This is a genomic window from Kitasatospora sp. NPDC058478 (genome assembly GCF_042720345.1).
Lineage (GTDB): Bacteria > Actinomycetota > Actinomycetes > Streptomycetales > Streptomycetaceae > Kitasatospora.
On the sequence record NZ_JBHXML010000007.1, the window covers coordinates 24194 to 44227 of the forward strand.

The following is a 20034-nucleotide window of genomic DNA, read 5'->3' on the forward strand; positions in this document are numbered from 1 at the left end:
GCCGCTCGCGAATCCCCGGGCAGTGAGAACACCCCGCATCATCGGCCCCTCGGTGCCGGCCCAGCGGCTTCAAGACCGCTCCGGCGCTTGGCCGGCGAGGCTAGACGACGGGATCGGCCCATCGGGCGAGGCCGCCGGTGAGGCTATCGAGGTCGTCGGCCGCTTCGGACCACCGCTGCGGTGGCCGGTTGGGGTGCTCTAGGGGACCGAGAAGCAGGTCGTGGATCAGTTCCTTCCGAGCTTGGGTGGGCAGGAGCGTGAGCCCGAAGATCTTGAAGGTTGTGGGGAGTGGGGCTCCCAGATACCGGTCAAGGTCACGGCACTGCTGGCGCATGCGATCAAGGTCGGGTTCGCCTCCGGCCGCGAGGTCTCGGCAGTCGTCCGCGAGCTGTTCGGCGATCTTCGCCGTCGCTGTGCAGATCTTGTGAGCCCGGACCTTGGCCCTGATGGCGAAGGCGATGGCGGCGGTGGACAGCGTAACGATGAGACCAAGCCGGGTCGCCGGGGGAATGGAAGGGGTTGTCCTGAGCATCCCGAGGAACCCGATGACGAAGAGGCTCATACAGATCGCATGGGAGGCAGTCGATCTGAAAACACGCCAGCGGATGGAGGCGCGCCAGTCCTTCCAGGGCTCCATATGGGGCGCGGTCAGCCAGAGGACGAGGGCGACGCCCATGATGGCGCCACCGGTGGCGCCGTTGTCGTTCGGCTGGCGGCTCTCGATGACCTCGTAGACGAGGAAGCCTCCGAAGAGCAGCCAAACCACCGGCGGAAGCCGCCCAAGCACCCACGCCACACTCCGGCGAGCCCATGTCGGCAGCAGGTCGAAGAAGTGCATCACGACGACTGGCCAGAGGAATCCTGCGAACCAGGCCCGAGACGAGAGGCCCGCAAGAGTCAGGCCGAGGAGAAGCACCCACAGGACACCGATGAGGGCACCCGCTGCCGCCCACCGCCGTTGGGGTGTCCAGCTGGCTCCGGGGAGCGCGAGTTGAGCCATTTTCTTCCTTCCGCGAGGTCTTTCTCGCGAGACAGGTTAGAGCTCCCGCCCAGCGGCCTCTCCGTGACGGCTACCCAGGTACACCCGACGGAGGAGATGGCAGCGGCTGGCTCGCTGCAGGGGGCGCGGCGTTGTTGACACCGCGCTCCGGCCAGTACGCCTGAGCGCCCCGCACGAGAGGACCACGTGGCGCCGTCCTGATGATCGCCGGAGGGGTGAGCGGCCTCCGGCGGGTCCGCTACCTGGTGGGTCGAGGCCTCCCCCACGGGAGCGGGACGGCATGACGGGCATGCGCTCGTCAAGGATGAGTCCTCAGACGTAGGTAGTGAAGAGCAGGCCAACCTCACTTGTGGCTGCTTGGCTGCTGCCTCCCGTCGGTAGAAAGGGGGCTACATGGCCTCGATCCGAGGCTGGTAGGGGATCAGGGAGTCAGATGCGCGCTCGAAAAGCACTCTCCGCAATATCCACTGCCCTTGCTGCGGCGGTGGGCCTGGTCATCGCCGCACCTGATGCACACGCGGCCGGGCTAGCTGGCGGCTACGGATGCACGGGCACCCATGTATGGTCCGGCGAACTCATCGGATACCCAGGAGTCGGGACGGTTCATACCTACCTCGACGGCGCGATCAACTGCTCGGTGTACGTAAAGATTTCCTACGCGGGAATCCCCACGTGGACCACTATCGCGATCCAGAACAGCGACAACGATCTTGTCTGGGCCGGCAGGGACGAGGGTAGGTACTCCTCATACGCGGGCCCCGTACGCGTCGATGCTCCCGGCAAGTGCGTTCGCGAGTGGGTTACTGGGTGGCTCCCCAACGGGGATCTGCACTATAGCGCCCCGACCCCCTGGCACTCCTGCGGCTGACGGAATCCTCGACCAACCCGTCGCACATTGAGGCGACCAAGGGCCCCTCTTTTCGCGCCTTGTCCGGTGCGGGCTCACGCGGCGCGTCGTCCGTTCGACGGGCTGCTACTCGATGTCGAACAGTGACTGGAGCAGTTCCTCGATGTCCTGGACGCTGGAGTGCGGCGGGATCACCCGGACGTTGTCGGGGTTGGACGCGACCATGGCCACAGCCCGGGCGTCGGCGGGGAGGAGGCTGAGGAACCAGGCGATGGTGTCGGCCCACAGGGTGGCGTCTCCGTCGCGCAGGATGAGCTGGCCGTGCTCGAAGTAGCTGCACTGCCGGGTCGTCCCGTCCAGCTCGACGTCGAAGTCGATGTAGTCCTTCTCGCTCACGGGGGCGTGCTTGTGCCAGGACTCCATGTCGGGGAAGCGGCCGAGGAGGTGGTCCCCTGCTTCTTCCGGGGTGATCGGCCAGGTGGTTCCGGGCGCTGCGCCGATGTAGATGGTGTCCAACAGGGGTTCCTTGCCGGGTTAGGGGACGACGCGGACGTTGCTCTCGACGTGGTGTTTGGCGAGCAGGTACTGCCAGTACCCGACGGTTGCGCTGTCGGGGGTATCAACTTCAAGGTACTGGGCGTGGTTGGCGGGGTTGTCGATCGCCGCCTTGTAGCGGGTGAGTTCGGATTCGTCGTCGGCCAGGACGAACTGGGTGTTGAAGCGGTCTTCCTGTAGTCCTTCCAGCGAGCGGGGGCTGCATCCCATCTTGCGGACGTTCTTCGCGTCGATGAGCGCGCCGTCGGCGGGCCGGTAGCCGTCCGCCCACACCTTCTCCCCGTCAGCTCCGAGGACCCGGCGTTCCGGCCTGCCTGCGACCTGCACCTGGTACGCGCGGTCGGCGGGGGTGCCGTAGTTCGGGTCGCGTTGGTCCATCCCGGCGATCCATGTCCTGGCGGCCATCTGCTGTGCGGGGGTGTAGAGCGGGTAGGGCGGCGGGTTCGGCGGTGCGATGGGCCCGACGGCGGGGTTGGCGAGCGGGCTTTGGCCGGGGACGGCGGGCTGTCCTACCGGGTTCTGCGGGCCGGTGGGGGTGGTGGCGCTGGCAGAGTCGACGCCAGCGACCGTGGTTGCGGCAGCAGCGGTGCCGGCCAGGACCACCAGGCGTGCGGCGAGCGATGAGACGATGGCCTCGGCCTCGGCGACGGCGGCTGCAGCTGCCATCTGGGCTTCGGCGGCGGCAAGAGCTTCGGCGGCCACCGCGGCTTCAGCCGCCAGGGCCGCGTCTGCGGCGGCCGCGGCGGCATCTGAGCCGCCGAACGTGAAGACGGTCAGGAGGACGCCCGCCGTGGTGACGACTCCTGCGGTGACCCCCAGTCCGATCAGCGTGTTCTGGCAGTCGTCAATCGCCTTCGCGTACTCGTTGCAGATGGCTTGGAGTTCCCGGCACGCCGCTGAGATGTTCTCCATCAGCGACAGCTTCGATGACGCCGTGGTGCCGCCAGCCGGGCAGGTGTTGAACACCGTCGCGGCGTACGCCTTGTACCCCTCGAACGCGTCGCCCGCGCACTTCGCGATCACCTCCGCCGAGTGGAGCCCGGCGTTTCTCTGCGCCTGGTCGATCAAGGAGGCGCTCTGCTCCCAGACGTGGGCGGCGCTGCGCAGGCGTTTCGGGTCTCCCTGGGGCCAGAACTTCCCGATGATCGGGATCTCGTGGACTTCCTTGGAGCCGGTGACCATCGGGAGGCTGGCGTGGGCCTCGTTGGGGTCGCACTGCTGGGCGCCCTTGGCGAGACCCGAGGAGGTGTTGATCTTTCCGGTGAACGAGGCGGCGACGGAGTCCTGGACGGCGAGGTAGTTGGAGGCCATGGTCAGCAGGCGGCTGGAGATGGTGGCCATGCCCTGTCCGGCTTTCCCGATGGCCTGGACGATGCTCTTCGCGGCCGGTTCGTACTTGCCGGCGAAGGAGTGGGCGATCGAGTCGTCGCCCGCCATCCCCCCTGTGGACGCAAGGTCGCCTGCTATGCCGTCGGCGATGCGGTAGACGAAGTCCTTGGTGTCGAGGAACTGCACGGACGCCCGGAACGCGACGTCCGGGTTGACCTCGAATCCCGATGCTGCGGACGCGTCTGCCACGGTTCATCCTCCCCCGGGTGCGGCTGCCAGTTTATCGGGGCTACGCGCTGACAGTCAGGCAGTCGTGGGTACAGGTGCGCCCGGCCGGGTGGGGGTCCGGCCGGGCGGAGTCGGGGTGCTACTCGCCCCGGTCTTCGTTCTGGCTCTCCGCGCACAGGAGCCGTCCGGCGGCTTCGCCTTGGGCTTCGGTGAGGAGCGTGTCGGCGCGGTCGGCGAGCCCGAGTGACGCGGCGTCGACGCAGTACCGCTCCAGGGCGACGGCGGCTTGGACGGCCGCCGTGGGGGTGGTGGCCCACCCGAGGGCGGCGGGTCCTCCTCGGCTTCCCGGCCGGGTGGTGCGCGGCCGGGACGGCGGGGAGGGGTTCATCGGTCGCCCCGGTCGATGGCCAGGGCCTGTTGCGGGGTGATCTCGCCCTCGCAGAGGCGGCGGGCGATGTCGACCCGGTCTGTGACGTCGCTGTAGCCGGAGTGCAGGATGTCGGCGGCGGTCTTGAGGCGGGCCTCGGCGGCTTCGGCTCGCTCCCACAGCAGGTCCAGCTCCGGGTCGGTGATGGTGCTGGCGGTGGGCCGCTGGGGGGTGTTGGTGCTGTCGGTCATTTCGGGCTCCGTTCCGCTGGTCCGAGTAGACGGTAGCCGGTCCGACGTGGGAGGCCGTTGGCGGTGGTGGCGGTCGGGTGGAGGGCATTCAGGAGGATGTCGCGGCGGCGGGCCGGGCCCGGGCCGAGGGTTTCGACCTCGGCCCGGTTGCCGGTGACGGCCAGGACGCGGATGCGTCGCTGTTCGTCGAGGGGGTGGCATGCCTCGTACTCCTGGCCGCCGGCCACCTGGTGTGTGGTCATCGGTTGTTGCAGCGGCAGAGGCTGGAGATGGGGTCGCACCAGGAGTCGCAGGCCTTGCACCAGATGGCCCCGGGGCGGGGCGGGGTGCGCTCGGGTTCGGTGGTCGTCGGGCTGGTGGTCACTGCTTCGTCCCCTGCTGGTGGAAGTGGAGAGCTTGGAGGAGTTGTTCGCGGTGCCGGGCGGCGTCCGGGTCGGGCCAGCGGGTGCTGTACCGGCGGGTCCGGGGTCTCGGCGGTGGGGTGGGGGCGGGCCGGTTCTGTTCGGCGCAGAGCGCCGGCAGGGGTCCGTACCGTTCCTGCATCAGCCGGGCGTATGCCTCGGGGTCGGCCGCGCCGTGGGCGGTGTAGGTGTGGTGCACGGTGTGCCTCTTTGGGTATGCGCAGGCCCGCCCGACTCGGAAGGAGGTCGGGCGGGCCTTGGTCGTGACGTGCTTTGCTGGCGGTCCTCTCGTGGCGTGCTCATGGGAGCTGCCCGGTTCTGGCGGGTGGGGCGCGGGGGGAGTGCCGCCTGCCAGGTCCGTGAGAGGGGTGTCACGGCGCATGTCGCCGGGGGTGGGCCCAGGGGGGGCGAGCCCACCCCTCGGCGACATGCTGACAGTATCATCAAGAGTCCCCATACAAGTTAGGGAAGGGAAGGCTCGTCGGCAGGCCTCAGCTCTTCCACGGTGCAGCCGTCGAAGGGCGTCGTGCCGACGCCGTCGCTGTCCGGGTCGTGGCCGGGCGGATCGAACAGCGCGCCCTGCGTGCCGGTGTCGTACCAGGCGGCGGGCGGCATCTGGAGCCAGTCAGGCCGGGGCATGGGCATACCTTTCGTACGCGGGCCAGCGCGTGTCACTTGTGGCGGTCACGGCCCACCCGAACTGCTCGGGCTGCGAGTTCCGGGGCGGGTATCGGGAGCACGCTACCCAATCGCGGGGTGACCGTTCCAAGCGTCGCGAGCACCCGGTGAAAGGTGTCGGCTCCGTCGGCGATCTGCTCCAGTGCGGCCTGCACGTGCTGGTCGGCGATGGCGGCGGCCGCAACCAGGGCATCGAGGCCGGGTCGAGTCATCGGGCTTCCTTGGGATCGGGCGAGGGGGTTCCCGTCCGCAACCGGCGACCCCCCGGGGGGCCGCCCTGGTCGGCCAGGTCAGGCCGCGACGGGCACCGGGGCCTCGGCGGCGTCGGCCCGCTCGGCCTCGTCGCCGGTGCGATCGGCGGTCTCGGTGACTACCTCGGCGAGCATGGTGGCGAACTCGGCGTCGAGGTCGGCGCCGGCATCCGGCGCCGCGGCCTGCTCTGCGCCGCGGTCCTGCTCGGGTGCGGTGAGGCTGGGGGCCTTGGCCGCACTGGAGGTGACGATCTCGCGGGCGTCGGCGAACGCCTTGGCCTGCCTCACCTGGAACTTGGCGTCCTGGAGGCTCTTGGCGGTGCGCTCCAGCTGCTCCAGGCGGGCGCCGATCTGCCCGTCGAGCGCGCGAGCCAGCTCCTCGATGGGGGTCTTGGCCAGCTCCTCCAGCAGTGCGCGGGTCCGCTCGATCTGGTCGAGCTTGTTGCGGGTGCCCTTCTGGACGGCGATCCGCTCGGCCTTCTGCTCCTCGGTCAGTTCCTCGACGTCGAACATGCCCGGCTGGCGCTCCTGCTCGCGGACCTGGTGGGCGAAGTGGAGGAGTTCGTTCTCGTCCATCGCCTTGCCGTTGTCGCCACCCTGGGCCCACTTGGTGATGACGGCGTCCTGGGCATCCGGCGTCAGCTCGGAGATACGGTGTGCGGCGGCGAGGCCGATGTGACCATGGGTCAGGTGGTGCTGCACCTTGGGGACGAGGTCGAGCAGTTGGAGGCGGATCTGGATGTAGCGGGTGGACTTGCCGAAGACCCTGGCGACGTCCTTCTCGGTGAGCTTGCCGCCGTCGTCGCTGGTGTCCTCGTCGAGGATGCGCCGATAGCCCCGCCCCTCCTCCAGCGCGGTCATGTCGGCGCGGTTGATGTTCTCTGCCATCGCCCTGCGGAAGGCCTTGATGTCGGAGGCGACGGAGACGATCTCGGCCTTGATGGTGGGGTTGCCGACTTCCTGGTTGGCGCGGTAGCGGCGCTCACCCATGACGATCTCGTAGCCGCCCTCGGGGCGCCGGCGGACCTCGATCGCGGTCATGACGCCGTGCTCCCGGACGGAGGCGGTGAGCTCGGACATCTTCTCGGTGTCGAAGTACTCGCGGGGCTGACGCGGGTTCGGGTGGATCTGGCTCATCTTGAGCTTCTTCGCCATGGTGTAACTCCCATCAGGTTTTGGGGGTCCATCCCCCTTCCTTGTAGTTAGATTCTATACTCACTCAGGATGGGGTGCAACACCGGCAATAGATTGATCAAGAAACTTCTTGGCCGGGCCTCAGCTTTCGGACGACCTCGAATGCGAGGGATTCACCCCATCAGGCCAGCGAATCGCCACCGGCGTCGCCCGTGGCCCCCCGGCCCGAAGATCGGGAATCCGGAGCGGGTGACACCCCGCCCCCCGCGAAGAGAATGAGGGCGTCGACGACCCCCCGGCCGGATAGAGGGCTATCGCTTTCAGACTCGGCCACGAGTCCGGCCCGGCGCCGTTCTGCGAGCACGCGCAACACGCCCGCGCTGCTGATCGCCACCAGAAAGACCCCTCATACCAGCGCGCAGGCCCGACGCCGAGCCTGCGTGATCCATCCCGCGGCGCCACTCGCCGCGAACCCCCGACCGCTGACCTGGATGGACTCGCGACCGGCGGCCACAGCTTGCACCCGAGATCAACAACCTGTCAAAGAATGATCGTTTGGATTCCTGGCGCCATCGGCCTGTACTGTGCCTGTTGCCGATCGCCAACAGATATTCCAACGGAACAAAATCACAGGGGGCTCCAATGACTACGCCAGCCGATACGGCCGACGGGCTATGGAGCCTCGCTGCGAAGCTCAAGTTCCTACGCGGTCGACTCACACGGGAAGGCGAGAAGCCTCCCACTACACGTGATCTTGCGTCCCGTACATCCGACGAGAACGGAAAGCCGGCGCTGGATCACACGGTGATTCACGCCACGCTATCCGGGGCGAAGATCAACCCCCCCTCGCGGACACTGCTCGGACTGGCCGAGGCATTCGACTGCCCAGCGCCGTACCTGCTGCCCGGGGACCACGACCTGGCCTCGCTGGAGGTCTACTACGAGTATCCGGCAGTCCGTGAGGCGCTGCGCCTAGTGGCCGATCTCGGGGAGAACGGCGCCGACGGCCTCCTCCAAGCAGCCCTCGCCCTGCGCGAGGCCAGAGGCCTGGAGATCCCCGCCCCGGCCGAACCCGACTCCGCGACGTCGAAGACCCGCCGCCGGCGGCGCCTGTCGCGCGCCGAGGCCGCCGAGGCGAGCCGCCGGGAAACCGAGCTGTTCCTCTTCTGCTCCTAGGACCCGCCGCAGGCTGCGGCAGCAACACCGAAACGAGAACCCCCGTGCACATCGCACCACTGCTACTGGGCGCCGCCCTGGTCGCGCTATGCGTCGCCGCCGTCGTCGTGACCCGGATGACGCTGCGCCGCAGCGGCCATTCCGACGGCAACACCCGAACCCTGGCCCGATGGAGCCGCACCACGGCCGCCACCGCGGGCCTGGTCGCTATCGTCCTCACTCAGCCGGGAGTCTCGACCCGCATCGAGTCTGCCTCCGGGGTCGACAACCTGGCCATGCTCCTGTCCCACCTGTTCGGGATCGTGTCCCTTCTCGCGATCCGCGTCCTGCTGGTGCCGTGGACGTACCCCCCGGAGAACTGGACGTCGGCGCTGAGGTTCCGCTTCGCAGTGGCCGGGGCGGTCGCCGCGGCGGTCGTCATCATCTTCGCAGTGGCCAACAGCGCCGATGTCGCGTTCACCAACTCGTACGCGGCCGACGGCGGGGTGGCCGCCTATCTGCTGATCACGGACGCCTACTGGGCGCTGGTCGGGGCCTTCATCGCCTGGGACTGTGCACCTCCGGCCATCGGCAACATCCGCACGGGCCATCGCATGCTCGGCACCAGCCAAGCCCTGATCGCCGTCGGCGGCGTGGCCTGCGCAGTGTGGGGCGCCACCGAAGGAGTCTTTGCCGCCATCGCGCAGGCCGCCGGCGGGGCCTGGAGCGTCGACTTGCAGGACATGATCAGCTCCTGCAGCGCGGGCCTGTTCGCGCTGAGCCTGTTCTCCGGGATCACGGTCGGTTCCATGCCCGGCACTGTCGCCCGCCGGAGGACGGCGGCTACGCGGCGCGGCGGGTCGGCGGCGGTGCGGGCTGGTCGCGCCACCACAGCACCACGCGGCCGGGCTTGAGCGTGCGTACGCCCCGGCCTCCGGGGTGCACGTCGACGCGGTGAAGCATCAGCATCGCCAGACCGGCCCGGGCCACGGCGCCCGCCGAGTTCCACCACTTGACCAGCTCGTCGATGTCCCCGCTGACCGGGGTGGCCACCGCTCGTCCCAGGATGCGGATCCTGCGGCGCAAGGCCTTCTGCTGCTGGGAGCCCTCCGCCTGCGCCTTGGCCGCGCTCGCGGCCGTGATCTCGTGGCGCAGCACCATCCCGCCGAGGTTGCCGAGGCCTTCGGTGATCGCCTCAAGCTGCGTCTTGGCGGCGACGAGCTGCTTCTCCAGTTCAGTGCGCGCCGTCTCCAGAGCCTTCTGCGTGCCGGGTTCGAGCAGCCGGGCGGCGATCTGCTCGCCGAGGTGGTCCTCAAGGAGTTCGGCGGAGATCCTGACCTTGCCGCAGTCTCCGGGACGGTCGGCGCGGGGCCCCGCCGAGCAGCAGTAGCCGGGGTAGCCCGCGCTCGTGCGCAGGCCCTGCTGGCTCGCCCCGCACAGGCCGCACACGACAAGATCGTTCTGGGCGAAGGCGTACTCGTAGTCGGGCTGCGGGGCGGCCTTCCGGGCGTCCTCGCGCTTGGCCGTCTCGGCCTCGTCGAGGGCCTGGAGCTGCGCGAACTGGTGCGGGGTGATGATGCCGGGGTGGCCTGCGTCGGCCAGCGTCCCGTCCGGGCTGGATTCAAGTCCGGCGATGGCCGGGTTGCGGAACAGCTTGCCCAGCGTCTTGCCTGTGAACGCGGAGCCGAGCGTGCCGACGAAGCCCAGGGAGTTGACGTGCGCGGCGGCGCCGGCGCGGGTGGCGCCGTCGATACGCCGTTCCACGGCCTCCCTCAGGGCCTGCGCCTCGTCGTCCAACAAGGCGCTCTTGGCCACGTTCGAGAACCCGAAGACCCTCACTGCCACCGCGTGTGTCCCTTCCCGTCACGAGACACCCGTCACGTGATGGAGACTCATGGAAGAGTCTCCATCACGTTGCGCGCGTCACGCTTCTATGACAAGGCCGTCAACCTGGAGGAGCCTCCACAGCGACGCGGTGAGGACCCGCTTCGATCCGCCCACGCTGATCATGTCGAGCGGGAAGGTGCCGGCCCGGATCGCCTCGTACGCCGTATTGGGGCCCAGCCCCAGCGCCCGCGCCGCGGTCACCACGTTGATGGTGACCGGCAGGCTCCGCACCTCCTGCAGCATCATGCCGCGCTCGGGCTTCGTCCGGACCTCGTCGGTCTTGTCGATCTTCATTTTGAGTCGTCGCGTTTCTCCCCCGCGCCAACCGTGCCCACCCTACCCGCGAGGTAGAGACGCACGCGGATAACGGTAGGCAGTCAAGGATAACGTCCTGCACGCATTGCGCGCCGCCGCCTGGGAAGGCCGGTGAAGGCCAGGGAAATCCCGCCAAATCCCAAGCGCAGAGGGGGTCTTGCGTGTACATCTGATCAAAGATGCGGCAAAATAGAACGTGCATTCGAGTTGCGCTGTGTAGCCGCTTGTTTGCGACAGCACCGGGCGCAAGAGGAAGGCCAGAGCATGTTCGAGGAGAGGACATACAAGCGGTGCGGGTGCAAGGGCCCGCTCTACCATCGCCGGGGCAGGGACAAGGGCAAGCCCGTCCTGAACGAGGACGGCACCCACAAGATCGGCGACCTCGGCACCGGCTGCCCCGACCTTGAGAAGCGCACCCACGGCTCCTGGTACTTCTTCCTCCTTCTCGAAGACGACGCCGGCAAGGAGACGGAGCGCGTACGCAAGGGCGGCTTCCGCACCCAGACGAAAGCTGCCGCGAAGTGCAAGGAGGTATGGGAGGAGCACCAGGCCGGTCTGGACGTCACCGTGCGGGAGACGTTCGGCGAGTACCTGGACCGCTGGGCCGACGAGAAGAAGGACGTCGCCCTCTCCACGATCGCCAAGTACCGCGAACACATCCGCCTGCACGTCACCCCCTACATCGGGCACATCGACCGCAAGAAGATCCGCAAGAAGCACATCCAGCAGATGTTCGCGGCGATCCAGGACCGCAACGTCACGATCCAGGCCCACCGCGAGTACGTAGCCCTGCTCACACAGGACTGCGAGAACAAGCGGCAGGCCTGGCGGGCCGCCTCCGACAAGGAAGACCGGCAGATTCTGCGGGCCTCCTGGCACGAGGCCCGCGAGCTCCTGGCCGTTGAGCGCAAGCAGATGCGCCGCGTCACCGACATCCAAACCCAGTACCGCATCCGGGCCACGCTCTCCTCCGCTCTCGCCGACGCCGTGCGCGCGGAGGAGGTGAAGAAGAACTGGGCCGAGCTGGTCAAGCTGCCGAAGGCGAACCCGCCCAAACCGCTGCTGTGGACACCGGGCCGCGTCGCACGTTGGCGCGAAACAGGTGAGATTCCCGGCAAGGTGATGGTCTGGACGCCCCAACTCACCGGCCAGTTCCTGGACTTCGTCGTCAACGACGACCTCTTCGATCTCTGGCACTTCATGGCCCTACGAGGCCCGCGCCGCGGCGAAGCCTGCGCCCTGTCGTGGACCGAAGTCGACCTCGACGCCATGTCGGTCACGATCAGCCGTCAGGTCGTGTCCATCGCCTACGAGTTGTTCGGCACGACTCCGAAGGCCGACTCCGAACGCGTCCTGACGCTCGACAGCGAGTCAGGCCACCTCTTCGAGAAGCGCCTCCTCCTCCAGGTCCAGCAGCGCACCAAGGCCGAAGCGGCCTGGCAGAACACAGGTCTCGTCTTCGCCCAGGAAGACGGCTCGGGATACCACCCCGACTTCCTGACCCAACGGTTCAAGCGCCTCGTCGAACTCTCCGGACTCCCACCGATCACCCTCCACGGCCTCCGCCACGGCGCCGCCTGCATCGCCCACGCCAGCGGATCGGACCCCAAGGAGATCTCCGACCAACTCGGCCACAGCACCATCAAGATCACGATGGACACGTACACCAACGTCCTACCCGAACTCCAGAAGGTCAGGGCCGAAGCCTCACTGGCCATCGTCCCCCGCTCCGGCCGAAAGACCCCCGAGACGCCAGCCGAACCCTTGCTGGCCACAGTCACCCCGGACACCGTGCACGTCGCCGCCCCCGTACAGGTCACGCCGCCGACTCGTCCTGCCGAACCCGTGCCCACGCTGCGCCCCGCCGGCGGCGGCCGCCTCGCCGCTCTCAAACGAGTCCGGGAGAAGAAGGCAGAGAAGGTGACCCCCGCATAGCCTCAATGGGACGTCGCTGGCTGACGGTGATGGACGGACCGCCGGCCCGACCACCGCCATACCACGAACCGTCATGACGGCAGTCGCTACCCGCTAGACTCAGCTGACCCACTCTCAGTGGGATGGATGATCCGCTCCGCCGCCCGGCCCTTCCTGGTTCCGGACGACGGCAAGGACCATCCGGCCAAACTGAGGAGAAGGGCTACACCGTGGACGAGCAGGAGAGCGACCCGGTGGAGCGCCGTAGTCCGCGTGATCAGCTAGTCACCGCTACCTGGTGGCTGGTCGGCGCGACGTTCACTCTGGTGATCGTGACGCTGATCAAGTAGTTGGACACGCGGAAGGCCTGGTAGCTATGCCACCAGGCCTCCGGCGCACTGCTGTACCGCAGTACACGTCGGCCGCCTCGACTTTCCACGGCCTGGGGCGGCCTTCGTGCTGTCACGGGCCGGGCTTCGATGGATCTATCCGTCGAGCCAGGCCCGTTGACGTTGCAGTCGTATCACCCGGTGTTGAGTAAAACCCATCGCCAGGTGGCGACCGAAACTGAGCATCCAGTTGTTGTCCCACGACATCAAGGACACCGCTTCCGCAGGTCAGACCGCACTTCGACGGGCCTGCTTCGATGACCTAAATCTATGAGACGCACCCACGGTACCAGTGCGTTGTATTTGCCGTGACCGTTCCAACCATTGATGAGTTAGCTCCCACGCGGACACGCCGTCGAACAGGGACATCGGCTGGCAGCCGACACTCAGGCTGCGGCGTGCACCCGTTCCAGCCAGGCCAGCTCCGCCAGCCACAGGGCAACGTCGTCGCCGGGGCGAAGGAAGGGCTTCTGCCGGGCCAGCTTGAAGAACCCGCTGGATGGCCGCTTCGTCTCCTTGAGCACCACGACGGCGGACAGCATCGGCGCTTCCCTCCCGCCGTGCAGGCGGGTGCAGTCCTCCAGCAGATAGGGCATAGGCCCGTCGTGGGGCGGAACTGCGTGTCCCTGGTCGGCGAGCATGCCGCTCAGCTGCGAGTAGTACAGCGGTTGGAACGGCCGCGCGACCCAGTCGAGGAGGACTCCCTCCATCGCGCCCAACGCCGCCGAGTACTCTCCGTCACCCCTCCGCATGGCCCCTCCGCGCATCCGCATTCGACTTCTCCGGCTCAGACAATGCCGTGCCGGCGAGCGAGGGACGACCGGATTCAGGAAATTCGGCTCCACCAGATGGATACCGATCCGGCAGGAGGGGGTTGGGCGCTGCCGGCTGCGCCCCTGCCCGAACCGGGCCGTTGACGCCGACGTGGGTCGGTTCTGGGGCGGCTCACCCCCGCCGGTTCCCCAGGAATTCCCCAACGCGGGTGAACTTCGGCAAGTCAGACTCCATCGGCCTGAACCGTGCCCTACAGTGTGCCTGGCAGGAGCACACATTTTTCCAGGTCAGAGGCCCCTTGCCTACTGACCTGCCGTCAGCCTTGAGTGTGGGGCGGGTGGGACTCGAACCCACGACCAAGGGATTATGAGTCCCCTGCTCTAACCGGCTGAGCTACCGCCCCGGTTCGCCGCGTGCGCCGGTCGTCGACCACGGCAGCAGCAGACGGCCCCGAAAGGACGTCCCGGGCAGCATAGCCGGTCGATCACCCGTGGTGCGCGCCGGGGGCGCGCACGGGTGCGCACAGGCGTGCGCCTGTCCTGGTTGCGCAGTTCGGGTGGCGCCCGGACGGCCCCACGGGCAGCCTGGACGGATGACGACACGTGGGACGGGAGCCGCCGCCGGGGCGCTCGCGGTGCTGCTGGCCGCGGCGGGCTGCACCACCTCGGCCGGGCCCGGCGGGGGCGCGCCGACGGTCAGCTCGGCTCCGGCCACCCCCTCCACCCGCCCCTCCGCCCGCCCCTCCGGATCCGCCTCGGCCTCCGGCGGCGGCCACGGCTGGAGCCGGCAGCGGCTCAGGGGCGCCGTCGCCAGGCACACCGGGGTCACCCGCACCGCCAGGCCCACCGTGCTCAACGGCCTGGTCGGCGCCGTCTTCACCCGCAACGCGGACGGCGACCACTTCTGCACCGCCAGCGTCGTCGACAGCGCCGGGCTCAACCTCATCGTCACCGCCGCGCACTGCGTCTGGGACCCCCAACTCGGCCAACGCAGCGACCTCGTCTTCGTCCCCGGCTACCGCAACGGCGACACCCCCAGCGGCGTCTGGCCGCTGATCGCCGTCACCGTCGACGACGGCTGGAAGGACCACGCCGACCCGGACGTGGACGTCGCCTTCGCGGTCGTCCAGGCCCAGAACGGGCAGCAGGTGCAGCAGGTGCTCGGCGCCAACAAGCTGGGCGTCGGCCTCGGCTACCAGCTGCCCGTGCGGATCACCGGCTACCCCGGCACCAGCGACGTCCCGATCACCTGCGCCAACAACACCACCGAGCAGAGCTCCACCCAGCTGCGGATCGACTGCCCCGACTACACCGGCGGCACCAGCGGCAGCCCCTGGGTGACCGACTTCGACCCGAGCACCAGGACCGGCACCGTGGTCGGTGTGATCGGCGGCTACCAGCAGGGCGGCGACAGCCCGGACACCTCGTACAGCAGCTACTTCGGCGACCGCGTCCAGGCGCTCTACGACCGGGCCACCGGCTGACCGGAGGGGCGGCAGTGGCGCCGCCGGGCACGGCCTGATAGATCTTCCTCTCGAACGGCGGAACGCACGAACCCGGTGCCCGCCCCGAGGAACGAGACGGAGCCCCGATGGCCCCCCGCCCGGCACGGCCCCCGCGCGCCGCACGGACGGTCGCGCTGGCGGCCCTGCTGCTCGCCGCCGGAACCGCGTGCGACGGCGGCGAGCAGGACCAGGCGCCCGCCGCCGAGGTCGCGCAGCAGAGCAGCACCCGCGACCGGATCGGCACCCTCTCGGTCCGGACGGCGCAGGGCCCCCGGGCCTGCACGGCGAGCGTCGTCCGCAGCCCCAGGCACAACCTGCTGGTCACCGCGGCGCACTGCGTGCAGAACCGCCGGATCGGCCTGCTGGACGGCCTGGTGTTCACCCCCGGCTACCGCAACGGCTTCATCCCGTACGGCAGTTGGCCGGTGAAGTCGATCACCGTCGACCCACGTTGGGCGGACGACGACGACCCCGAGTACGACGTGGCCTTCGTCACCGTGGGCACGGTCGGCGGCAAGCAGGTCGAGGACGCCGTCGGCGGCAACCCGATCGCCACCGGCCAGGGCTTCGGGCTGGCCGTCTCGGTGACCGGCTACCCGAACGAGCGCGACGAGCCGATCACCTGCGCGGCCAGGACCCGCTCGCAGAGCCCGACCCAGGAGCGCTTCGACTGCGACGGCTACACCGACGGCACCAGCGGCAGCCCGTGGGTGACGGACAGCGGCACGGTCGTCGGCGTGATCGGCGGCTACCAGGAGGGCGGCGAGACGGCCGGCACCTCCTACAGCGTCACCTTCGACCAGCGGGTCTCCGTGCTCTACCGGGAAGCGACCGCCTGAGCCCGGGAGGCGACCACCCGAACCCGGGAGGCGACCGTCCGAGCCCCAGAGGCGACCACCCGAGCCGCCCGGCCGTCGCGAGGTGACGAACGGCGCGACGTGACGAAGGCAACACGAAGGCCCCCCGGTCATCCGAGGGGCCTTCGCTCTGAGCAGTCACCGGGCGGACCCGATGAAGCTCCCGCATTTGGACTCGAACCAAAAACCTGCCGGTTAACAGCCGGCTGCTCTGCCAATTGAGCTATGCGGGATCGCGGTACCGAACTTCCGTACCACGGACGGGAGGAGGCCTCTTGCAAGACCTCTCCCGAGCTCCCCCAATTGGACTCGAACCAATAACCTGCCGATTAACAGTCGGCTGCTCTGCCAATTGAGCTATGGGGGATCGGCTTCCGCCTCGGCCCCCGGTTCCCCGGGCTCCTCGGCGCTCGCTGCGGGACATACATTAGCGCACTCGGGGGGGTGGTCCGCCAATCGCTTTCGCCGGACCGCCCCCCGGACCGCCCCCGGGCTCCCGCCCGGCGTGCCCGGCGCGCGCCCGGCACGGCCCCCGGGGATGCTGGGGGGCACGGACGGTTCGCCGTCCCGACGGACGGGTAGGGCAATGCGGCAGAAGGCCGCCAGGAGAGGGTGGATCCGATCATGTGGAAGCTGTCGTTGGCCGCGGGGTTCGCGGCCGGCTACGTCCTGGGCTCCCGGGCCGGGCGCCGGCGCTACGACCAGATCACGAAGGTCACCCGGAAGATCGCCCAGAACCCCACGGTGCAGGGCGCGGCCGACCGAGCCCGGCAGCAGGCCGGCGCGGTCGCCGGGAAGGCCGCCGGCGCCGTCGCGGACAAGGTCGGCGACCGGCTGCCGAACGCCGTCACCGACCGGGTGCCGTACTTCAACCGTTCCCGGGCCGAGGACGACGGCTGGGGTACCTTCCGCCCGTGACGGGACGGTGACGCCAGGGTGTACCGGGGCCCTGCGTCGAGTCCCGAACGGGCAACACCTCACCCGGCCCGGACGCGTCCCGGGCCGGGCTGAGGCATGATCTCGACATGGCCATCGTCGCGGGGATAGACAGCTCGACCAACCGCACCCGGATCGTCGCGTGCGACGCCGACACCGGCGCCGTCCTGCGCTCCGGCAAGGCGCCGCACCCCGTCCCCGAGGACCCGGACACCCGCCCCGGCGAGACCGACCCGCAGCTCTGGCTGCACTCGCTCGGCGACGCCGCCGCCGGCGGCCTGCTGGAGGGCGTCCGGGCCATCGGCGTCAGCGCACAGCAGCACGGCATGATCGGCCTGGACGCGGGCGGCGTGCTGGTCCGGCCGGCGATCCTCTGGAACGACCCGCGCTCCAGCGGCGCCGCCGCCAAGCTGCTGGACGCGCTCGGCGGCCCGGCCGCCTGGACCGCCGCGATCGGCGCCGTCCCCAGCCCGACCTACACCATCGCCAAGCTGCGCTGGCTGGCCGAGTTCGAGCCGGCCAACGCCCGCCGGGTCGCCGAGGTCCTGCTGCCGCACGACTGGCTGGTCTGGCAGCTCCTCGGCCACCCCAGGCGCCGCACCACCGACCGGGGCGACGCCTCCGGCACCGGCTACTGGTCCCCGATCACCGGCGAGTACCGGCAGGACCTGGTCGAGCTGGCGCTCGGCCACGAGCTGCGGCTGCCCGAGGTGCTCGGCCCCGCCGAACCCGCCGGGCACACCCCCGAAGGCCTGCTGATCTCGGCCGGCACCGGCGACAACATGGCCGCCGCGCTCGGCCTCGGGCTGCGCCCCGGCGACGCGGTGGTCTCGCTCGGCAGCACCGGAACGATCTTCGCCGTGCACGACCGGGCCGTGGTGGACGCCACCGGGCTGATCTCCTCCTTCGCCGACGCCGCCGGCCGCCACCTCCCGATGGTCGCCACCCTCAACGCCGCCCAGGTGCTCCGCGCCACCGCCGCCATGCTCGGCCGGGACCTGGACGGCCTGAGCGACCTCGCCCTGCACTCCTCCCCCGGCGCGTACGGGCTGGTGCTCCTCCCCTACCTGGACGGCGAGCGGACGCCGGCCCTCCCGCACGCGGCCGGCACCCTGACCGGCCTGCGGGCCGAGTCGATGACGCCGCAGCACCTGGCCCGGGCCGTCGTCGAGGGCATGCTGTGCAACATCGCGGACGCCCTCGACGTGCTGCGCGCCCAGGGCGTCGCGGTGCGGCGGGTGTTCCTGCTCGGCGCGGCCGGGCGGCTGCCCGCCGTCCGGCACATCGCCCCGCCGCTGTTCGGCGTCCCGGTCGTGGTGCCGCCGCCGGGCGCCCACGCCGCCCGCGGGGCCGCCCGGCAGGCCGCCTGGGCACTGGCCGGCACCCCGGAGCCGCCGGAGTGGGAGCTGCCGGACGCCGAGACCGTCGAGCCGGACGGGGATCAGGACCTGGCGATCGGTTCGGCGGTGCGCCAGCAGTACCGCGCCGCCCGCGAACAGATCCACCCGGAGACGGCGGCCTGAAGGCGGCCCGCGGCGGCCTCACCGGCCGGGGACGGCGGCGCCCGACCCCGACCCCGACCCCGACCCCGACCCCGACCGGTGAAGATGCGTCACCCGGCGGCCGGTGGCAGCGTGGGACGGGACACGGCCACCGACATGAAGGGCGGCAGGACTCCATGGCGCTGCACAAGGGGGCCCGCAACGACCGCCGGCTGAGCATCGGGCCGCTCGTGGGCGCCGCCGACCCGCTGGGCTCGATGAAGCTGGCACCGCCGCTGCACCGGCTCGGCGAGGGGCCCGTCACGGCCGACACCGCGTACCAGCTGATCCACGACGAGCTGATGCTGGACGGCAACGCCCGGCTCAACCTGGCGACCTTCGTCACCACCTCGATGGAGGCACAGGCCGCCCGGCTGATGACCGAGTGCCTGGACAAGAACATGATCGACAAGGACGAGTACCCGCAGACCGCCGAACTGGAGCGGCGCTGCGTGGCGATCCTCGCCGACCTCTGGCACGCCCCCGACCCGGACGCCACGGTCGGCTGCTCCACCACCGGCTCCAGCGAGGCCTGCATGCTGGCCGGCATGGCGCTCAAGCGCCGCTGGATGCACCGCAACGCCGAGCGCTACGCGGCCGGGGCCCGGCCCAACCTGGTGATGGGCGTCAACGTGCAGGTGTGCTGGGAGAAGTTCTGCACCTTCTGGGAGGTCGAGGCCCGCACCGCGCCCATGGAGGGCGGGCGCTTCCACCTCGACGCCGAGCACGCGGTCGCGCTGTGCGACGAGGACACCATCGGCGTGGTCGGCATCCTCGGTTCCACCTTCGACGGCTCCTACGAGCCGATCGCGGAGATCTGCGCGGCCCTGGACGACCTCCAGCAGCGCACCGGCCTCGACGTCCCGGTGCACGTGGACGGCGCCTCCGGCGGGATGGTGGCGCCCTTCCTCGACCCTGAGGTGGTCTGGGACTTCCGGCTCCCCCGGGTCGCCTCGATCAACAGCTCCGGGCACAAGTACGGCCTGGTCTACCCCGGCGTCGGCTGGGCCCTGTGGCGCGACCAGGAGGCGCTGCCGGAGGAACTGGTCTTCCGGGTCAACTACCTCGGCGGCGAGATGCCGACCTTCGCGCTCAACTTCTCCCGCCCCGGCGCCGAGGTCGTCGCGCAGTACTACATCTTCCTGCGGCTCGGCCGGGACGGCCTCCGGGCCGTCCAGGGCGCCTGCCGCGAGGTCGCCACCCACCTGTCCGGGGCGATCGAGCACATGGGCGGCTTCCGGCTGCTGACCCGCGGCGACCAGTTGCCGGTCTTCGCCTTCACCACCGCCGACGACGAGCCGTTCGACGTGTTCGACGTCTCGCGGCGGCTGCGCGAGCGCGGCTGGCAGGTGCCCGCGTACACGTTCCCCGCGAACCGGACGGACCTGTCGGTGCTCCGGGTGGTCTGCCGCAACGGCTTCTCGCTGGACCTCGCCGACCTGCTGCTGGCCGACCTCTCCCGGCTGCTGCCGGAGCTGCGGCGCCAGCCCGGCCCGCTCAAGGAACTCGGGGTGCCGGCCCGGTCGGGCTTCCACCACTAGGGCCTGGGTCCGCCGGGGCGTGAACACGGCGGGGCGTGATCACGGTGGGGAGGGCGCTGCGAAGCGCCCTCCCCACCGTGCGTCCCGGACGAACCGGGGCAGCCTCCCCCCGCGAGGCTGCCCCGGCCGGTGGGGGAATCGGGACGTGCTGCCGGAGCGGGGACCGGTGACCGGTCCGCG

22 protein-coding genes and 3 tRNA genes are annotated in these 20034 nt (G+C 69.9%); 8 read left to right on the top strand and 17 right to left on the bottom strand.

Going from position 1 to position 20034, the window contains the following annotated elements; translation table 11 throughout:
• Window positions 1-100: 100 nt before the first annotated feature.
• From ACFWPT_RS05495 to ACFWPT_RS05545, 11 genes are all read right to left on the bottom strand, one after another.
• Window positions 101-838, bottom strand: coding sequence for a hypothetical protein (locus tag ACFWPT_RS05495; RefSeq protein ID WP_380479737.1), 738 nt, complete (start codon window positions 836-838; stop codon window positions 101-103).
• Window positions 839-1973: 1135 nt separating this feature from the next.
• Window positions 1974-2363, bottom strand: coding sequence for a hypothetical protein (locus ACFWPT_RS05500; protein WP_380479739.1), 390 nt, complete (start codon window positions 2361-2363; stop codon window positions 1974-1976).
• Between the two features lie 18 nt (window positions 2364-2381).
• Window positions 2382-3980: a restriction endonuclease fold toxin-2 domain-containing protein gene (locus ACFWPT_RS05505; RefSeq protein WP_380479741.1), complete on the bottom strand. Its 1599-nt coding sequence runs from the start codon at window positions 3978-3980 to the stop codon at window positions 2382-2384.
• A 118-nt stretch (window positions 3981-4098) separates the two neighbouring features.
• Window positions 4099-4347, bottom strand: coding sequence for a hypothetical protein (locus ACFWPT_RS05510; protein ID WP_380479743.1), 249 nt, complete (start codon window positions 4345-4347; stop codon window positions 4099-4101).
• A complete protein-coding gene (locus tag ACFWPT_RS05515) occupies window positions 4344-4577 on the bottom strand; it encodes a hypothetical protein (RefSeq protein WP_380479745.1) in 234 nt (77 codons plus the stop codon). The genes ACFWPT_RS05510 and ACFWPT_RS05515 overlap by 4 nt, the downstream gene beginning before the upstream one ends.
• Window positions 4574-4819 carry a hypothetical protein gene (locus ACFWPT_RS05520; protein ID WP_380479747.1) on the bottom strand — a complete coding sequence of 82 codons (246 nt, stop codon included), beginning with the start codon at window positions 4817-4819 and terminating at the stop codon, window positions 4574-4576. The genes ACFWPT_RS05515 and ACFWPT_RS05520 overlap by 4 nt, the downstream gene beginning before the upstream one ends.
• Window positions 4816-4941: a hypothetical protein gene (locus ACFWPT_RS05525; protein ID WP_380479749.1), complete on the bottom strand. Its 126-nt coding sequence runs from the start codon at window positions 4939-4941 to the stop codon at window positions 4816-4818. The genes ACFWPT_RS05520 and ACFWPT_RS05525 overlap by 4 nt, the downstream gene beginning before the upstream one ends.
• Window positions 4938-5177 (bottom strand): hypothetical protein, encoded by a 240-nt coding sequence (locus ACFWPT_RS05530; RefSeq protein WP_380479751.1) that lies wholly within the window; start codon window positions 5175-5177, stop codon window positions 4938-4940. Before ACFWPT_RS05530 ends, ACFWPT_RS05525 begins: the two co-directional genes overlap by 4 nt.
• Before the next feature lie 263 nt (window positions 5178-5440).
• Window positions 5441-5617, bottom strand: a complete 177-nt coding sequence (locus ACFWPT_RS05535) for a hypothetical protein (RefSeq protein WP_380479753.1) — start codon at window positions 5615-5617, stop codon at window positions 5441-5443.
• A 32-nt stretch (window positions 5618-5649) separates the two neighbouring features.
• Complete coding sequence (locus ACFWPT_RS05540) at window positions 5650-5868, bottom strand: hypothetical protein (protein ID WP_380479755.1); 219 nt, start codon at window positions 5866-5868, stop codon at window positions 5650-5652.
• Window positions 5869-5946: 78 nt separating this feature from the next.
• Window positions 5947-7062, bottom strand: a complete 1116-nt coding sequence (locus ACFWPT_RS05545; protein WP_380479757.1) for a ParB/RepB/Spo0J family partition protein — start codon at window positions 7060-7062, stop codon at window positions 5947-5949.
• A 783-nt stretch (window positions 7063-7845) separates the two neighbouring features.
• On the opposite strand from ACFWPT_RS05545, the gene ACFWPT_RS05550 reads away from it, so the two are divergent.
• Window positions 7846-8217 (top strand): hypothetical protein, encoded by a 372-nt coding sequence (locus ACFWPT_RS05550; RefSeq protein WP_380479759.1) that lies wholly within the window; start codon window positions 7846-7848, stop codon window positions 8215-8217.
• A 44-nt stretch (window positions 8218-8261) separates the two neighbouring features.
• The gene (locus ACFWPT_RS05555) at window positions 8262-9110 is read left to right on the top strand and encodes a hypothetical protein (RefSeq protein ID WP_380479761.1); all 849 of its coding nucleotides are present in this window, start codon (window positions 8262-8264) and stop codon (window positions 9108-9110) included.
• Here ACFWPT_RS05555 and ACFWPT_RS05560 read toward each other — a convergent pair.
• On the bottom strand, window positions 9040-10041 hold the full coding sequence (locus tag ACFWPT_RS05560; RefSeq protein ID WP_380479763.1) for a recombinase zinc beta ribbon domain-containing protein: 1002 nt from the start codon (window positions 10039-10041) through the stop codon (window positions 9040-9042). The genes ACFWPT_RS05555 and ACFWPT_RS05560 overlap by 71 nt on opposite strands.
• 78 nt (window positions 10042-10119) lie before the next feature.
• On the bottom strand, window positions 10120-10377 hold the full coding sequence (locus ACFWPT_RS05565; protein ID WP_380479765.1) for a DNA-binding protein: 258 nt from the start codon (window positions 10375-10377) through the stop codon (window positions 10120-10122).
• Between the two features lie 285 nt (window positions 10378-10662).
• Here ACFWPT_RS05565 and ACFWPT_RS05570 point away from each other — a divergent pair, with 285 nt between their 5' ends.
• Window positions 10663-12333: a tyrosine-type recombinase/integrase gene (locus tag ACFWPT_RS05570; RefSeq protein WP_380479767.1), complete on the top strand. Its 1671-nt coding sequence runs from the start codon at window positions 10663-10665 to the stop codon at window positions 12331-12333.
• A 754-nt stretch (window positions 12334-13087) separates the two neighbouring features.
• Here the strand turns inward: ACFWPT_RS05570 and ACFWPT_RS05575 are convergent.
• The gene (locus tag ACFWPT_RS05575) at window positions 13088-13453 is read right to left on the bottom strand and encodes a hypothetical protein (protein ID WP_380479769.1); all 366 of its coding nucleotides are present in this window, start codon (window positions 13451-13453) and stop codon (window positions 13088-13090) included.
• Between the two features lie 351 nt (window positions 13454-13804).
• Window positions 13805-13878 (bottom strand) — tRNA-Ile (locus ACFWPT_RS05580).
• A gap of 189 nt (window positions 13879-14067) precedes the next feature.
• On the opposite strand from ACFWPT_RS05580, the gene ACFWPT_RS05585 reads away from it, so the two are divergent.
• Together ACFWPT_RS05585 and ACFWPT_RS05590 are read left to right on the top strand one after the other, a co-directional pair.
• Window positions 14068-14958, top strand: a complete 891-nt coding sequence (locus ACFWPT_RS05585; protein WP_363370010.1) for a hypothetical protein — start codon at window positions 14068-14070, stop codon at window positions 14956-14958.
• 107 nt (window positions 14959-15065) lie between these two features.
• Window positions 15066-15818: a trypsin-like serine peptidase gene (locus tag ACFWPT_RS05590; protein ID WP_380479771.1), complete on the top strand. Its 753-nt coding sequence runs from the start codon at window positions 15066-15068 to the stop codon at window positions 15816-15818.
• A 178-nt stretch (window positions 15819-15996) separates the two neighbouring features.
• Here the strand turns inward: ACFWPT_RS05590 and ACFWPT_RS05595 are convergent.
• Together ACFWPT_RS05595 and ACFWPT_RS05600 are read right to left on the bottom strand one after the other, a co-directional pair.
• Window positions 15997-16069 (bottom strand) — tRNA-Asn (locus ACFWPT_RS05595).
• A 61-nt stretch (window positions 16070-16130) separates the two neighbouring features.
• Window positions 16131-16203: transfer RNA gene (locus ACFWPT_RS05600), tRNA-Asn, on the bottom strand.
• 245 nt (window positions 16204-16448) lie between these two features.
• Here ACFWPT_RS05600 and ACFWPT_RS05605 point away from each other — a divergent pair.
• The 3 genes from ACFWPT_RS05605 (at window position 16449) to ACFWPT_RS05615 (ending at window position 19854) form a co-directional block, all read left to right on the top strand.
• On the top strand, window positions 16449-16754 hold the full coding sequence (locus ACFWPT_RS05605) for a hypothetical protein (protein ID WP_380340974.1): 306 nt from the start codon (window positions 16449-16451) through the stop codon (window positions 16752-16754).
• A 107-nt stretch (window positions 16755-16861) separates the two neighbouring features.
• On the top strand, window positions 16862-18295 hold the full coding sequence (locus ACFWPT_RS05610) for an FGGY family carbohydrate kinase (RefSeq protein WP_380479773.1): 1434 nt from the start codon (window positions 16862-16864) through the stop codon (window positions 18293-18295).
• A gap of 155 nt (window positions 18296-18450) precedes the next feature.
• Window positions 18451-19854 (top strand): glutamate decarboxylase, encoded by a 1404-nt coding sequence (locus tag ACFWPT_RS05615; RefSeq protein ID WP_380374979.1) that lies wholly within the window; start codon window positions 18451-18453, stop codon window positions 19852-19854.
• The last annotated feature ends 180 nt before the right edge of the window (window positions 19855-20034 follow it).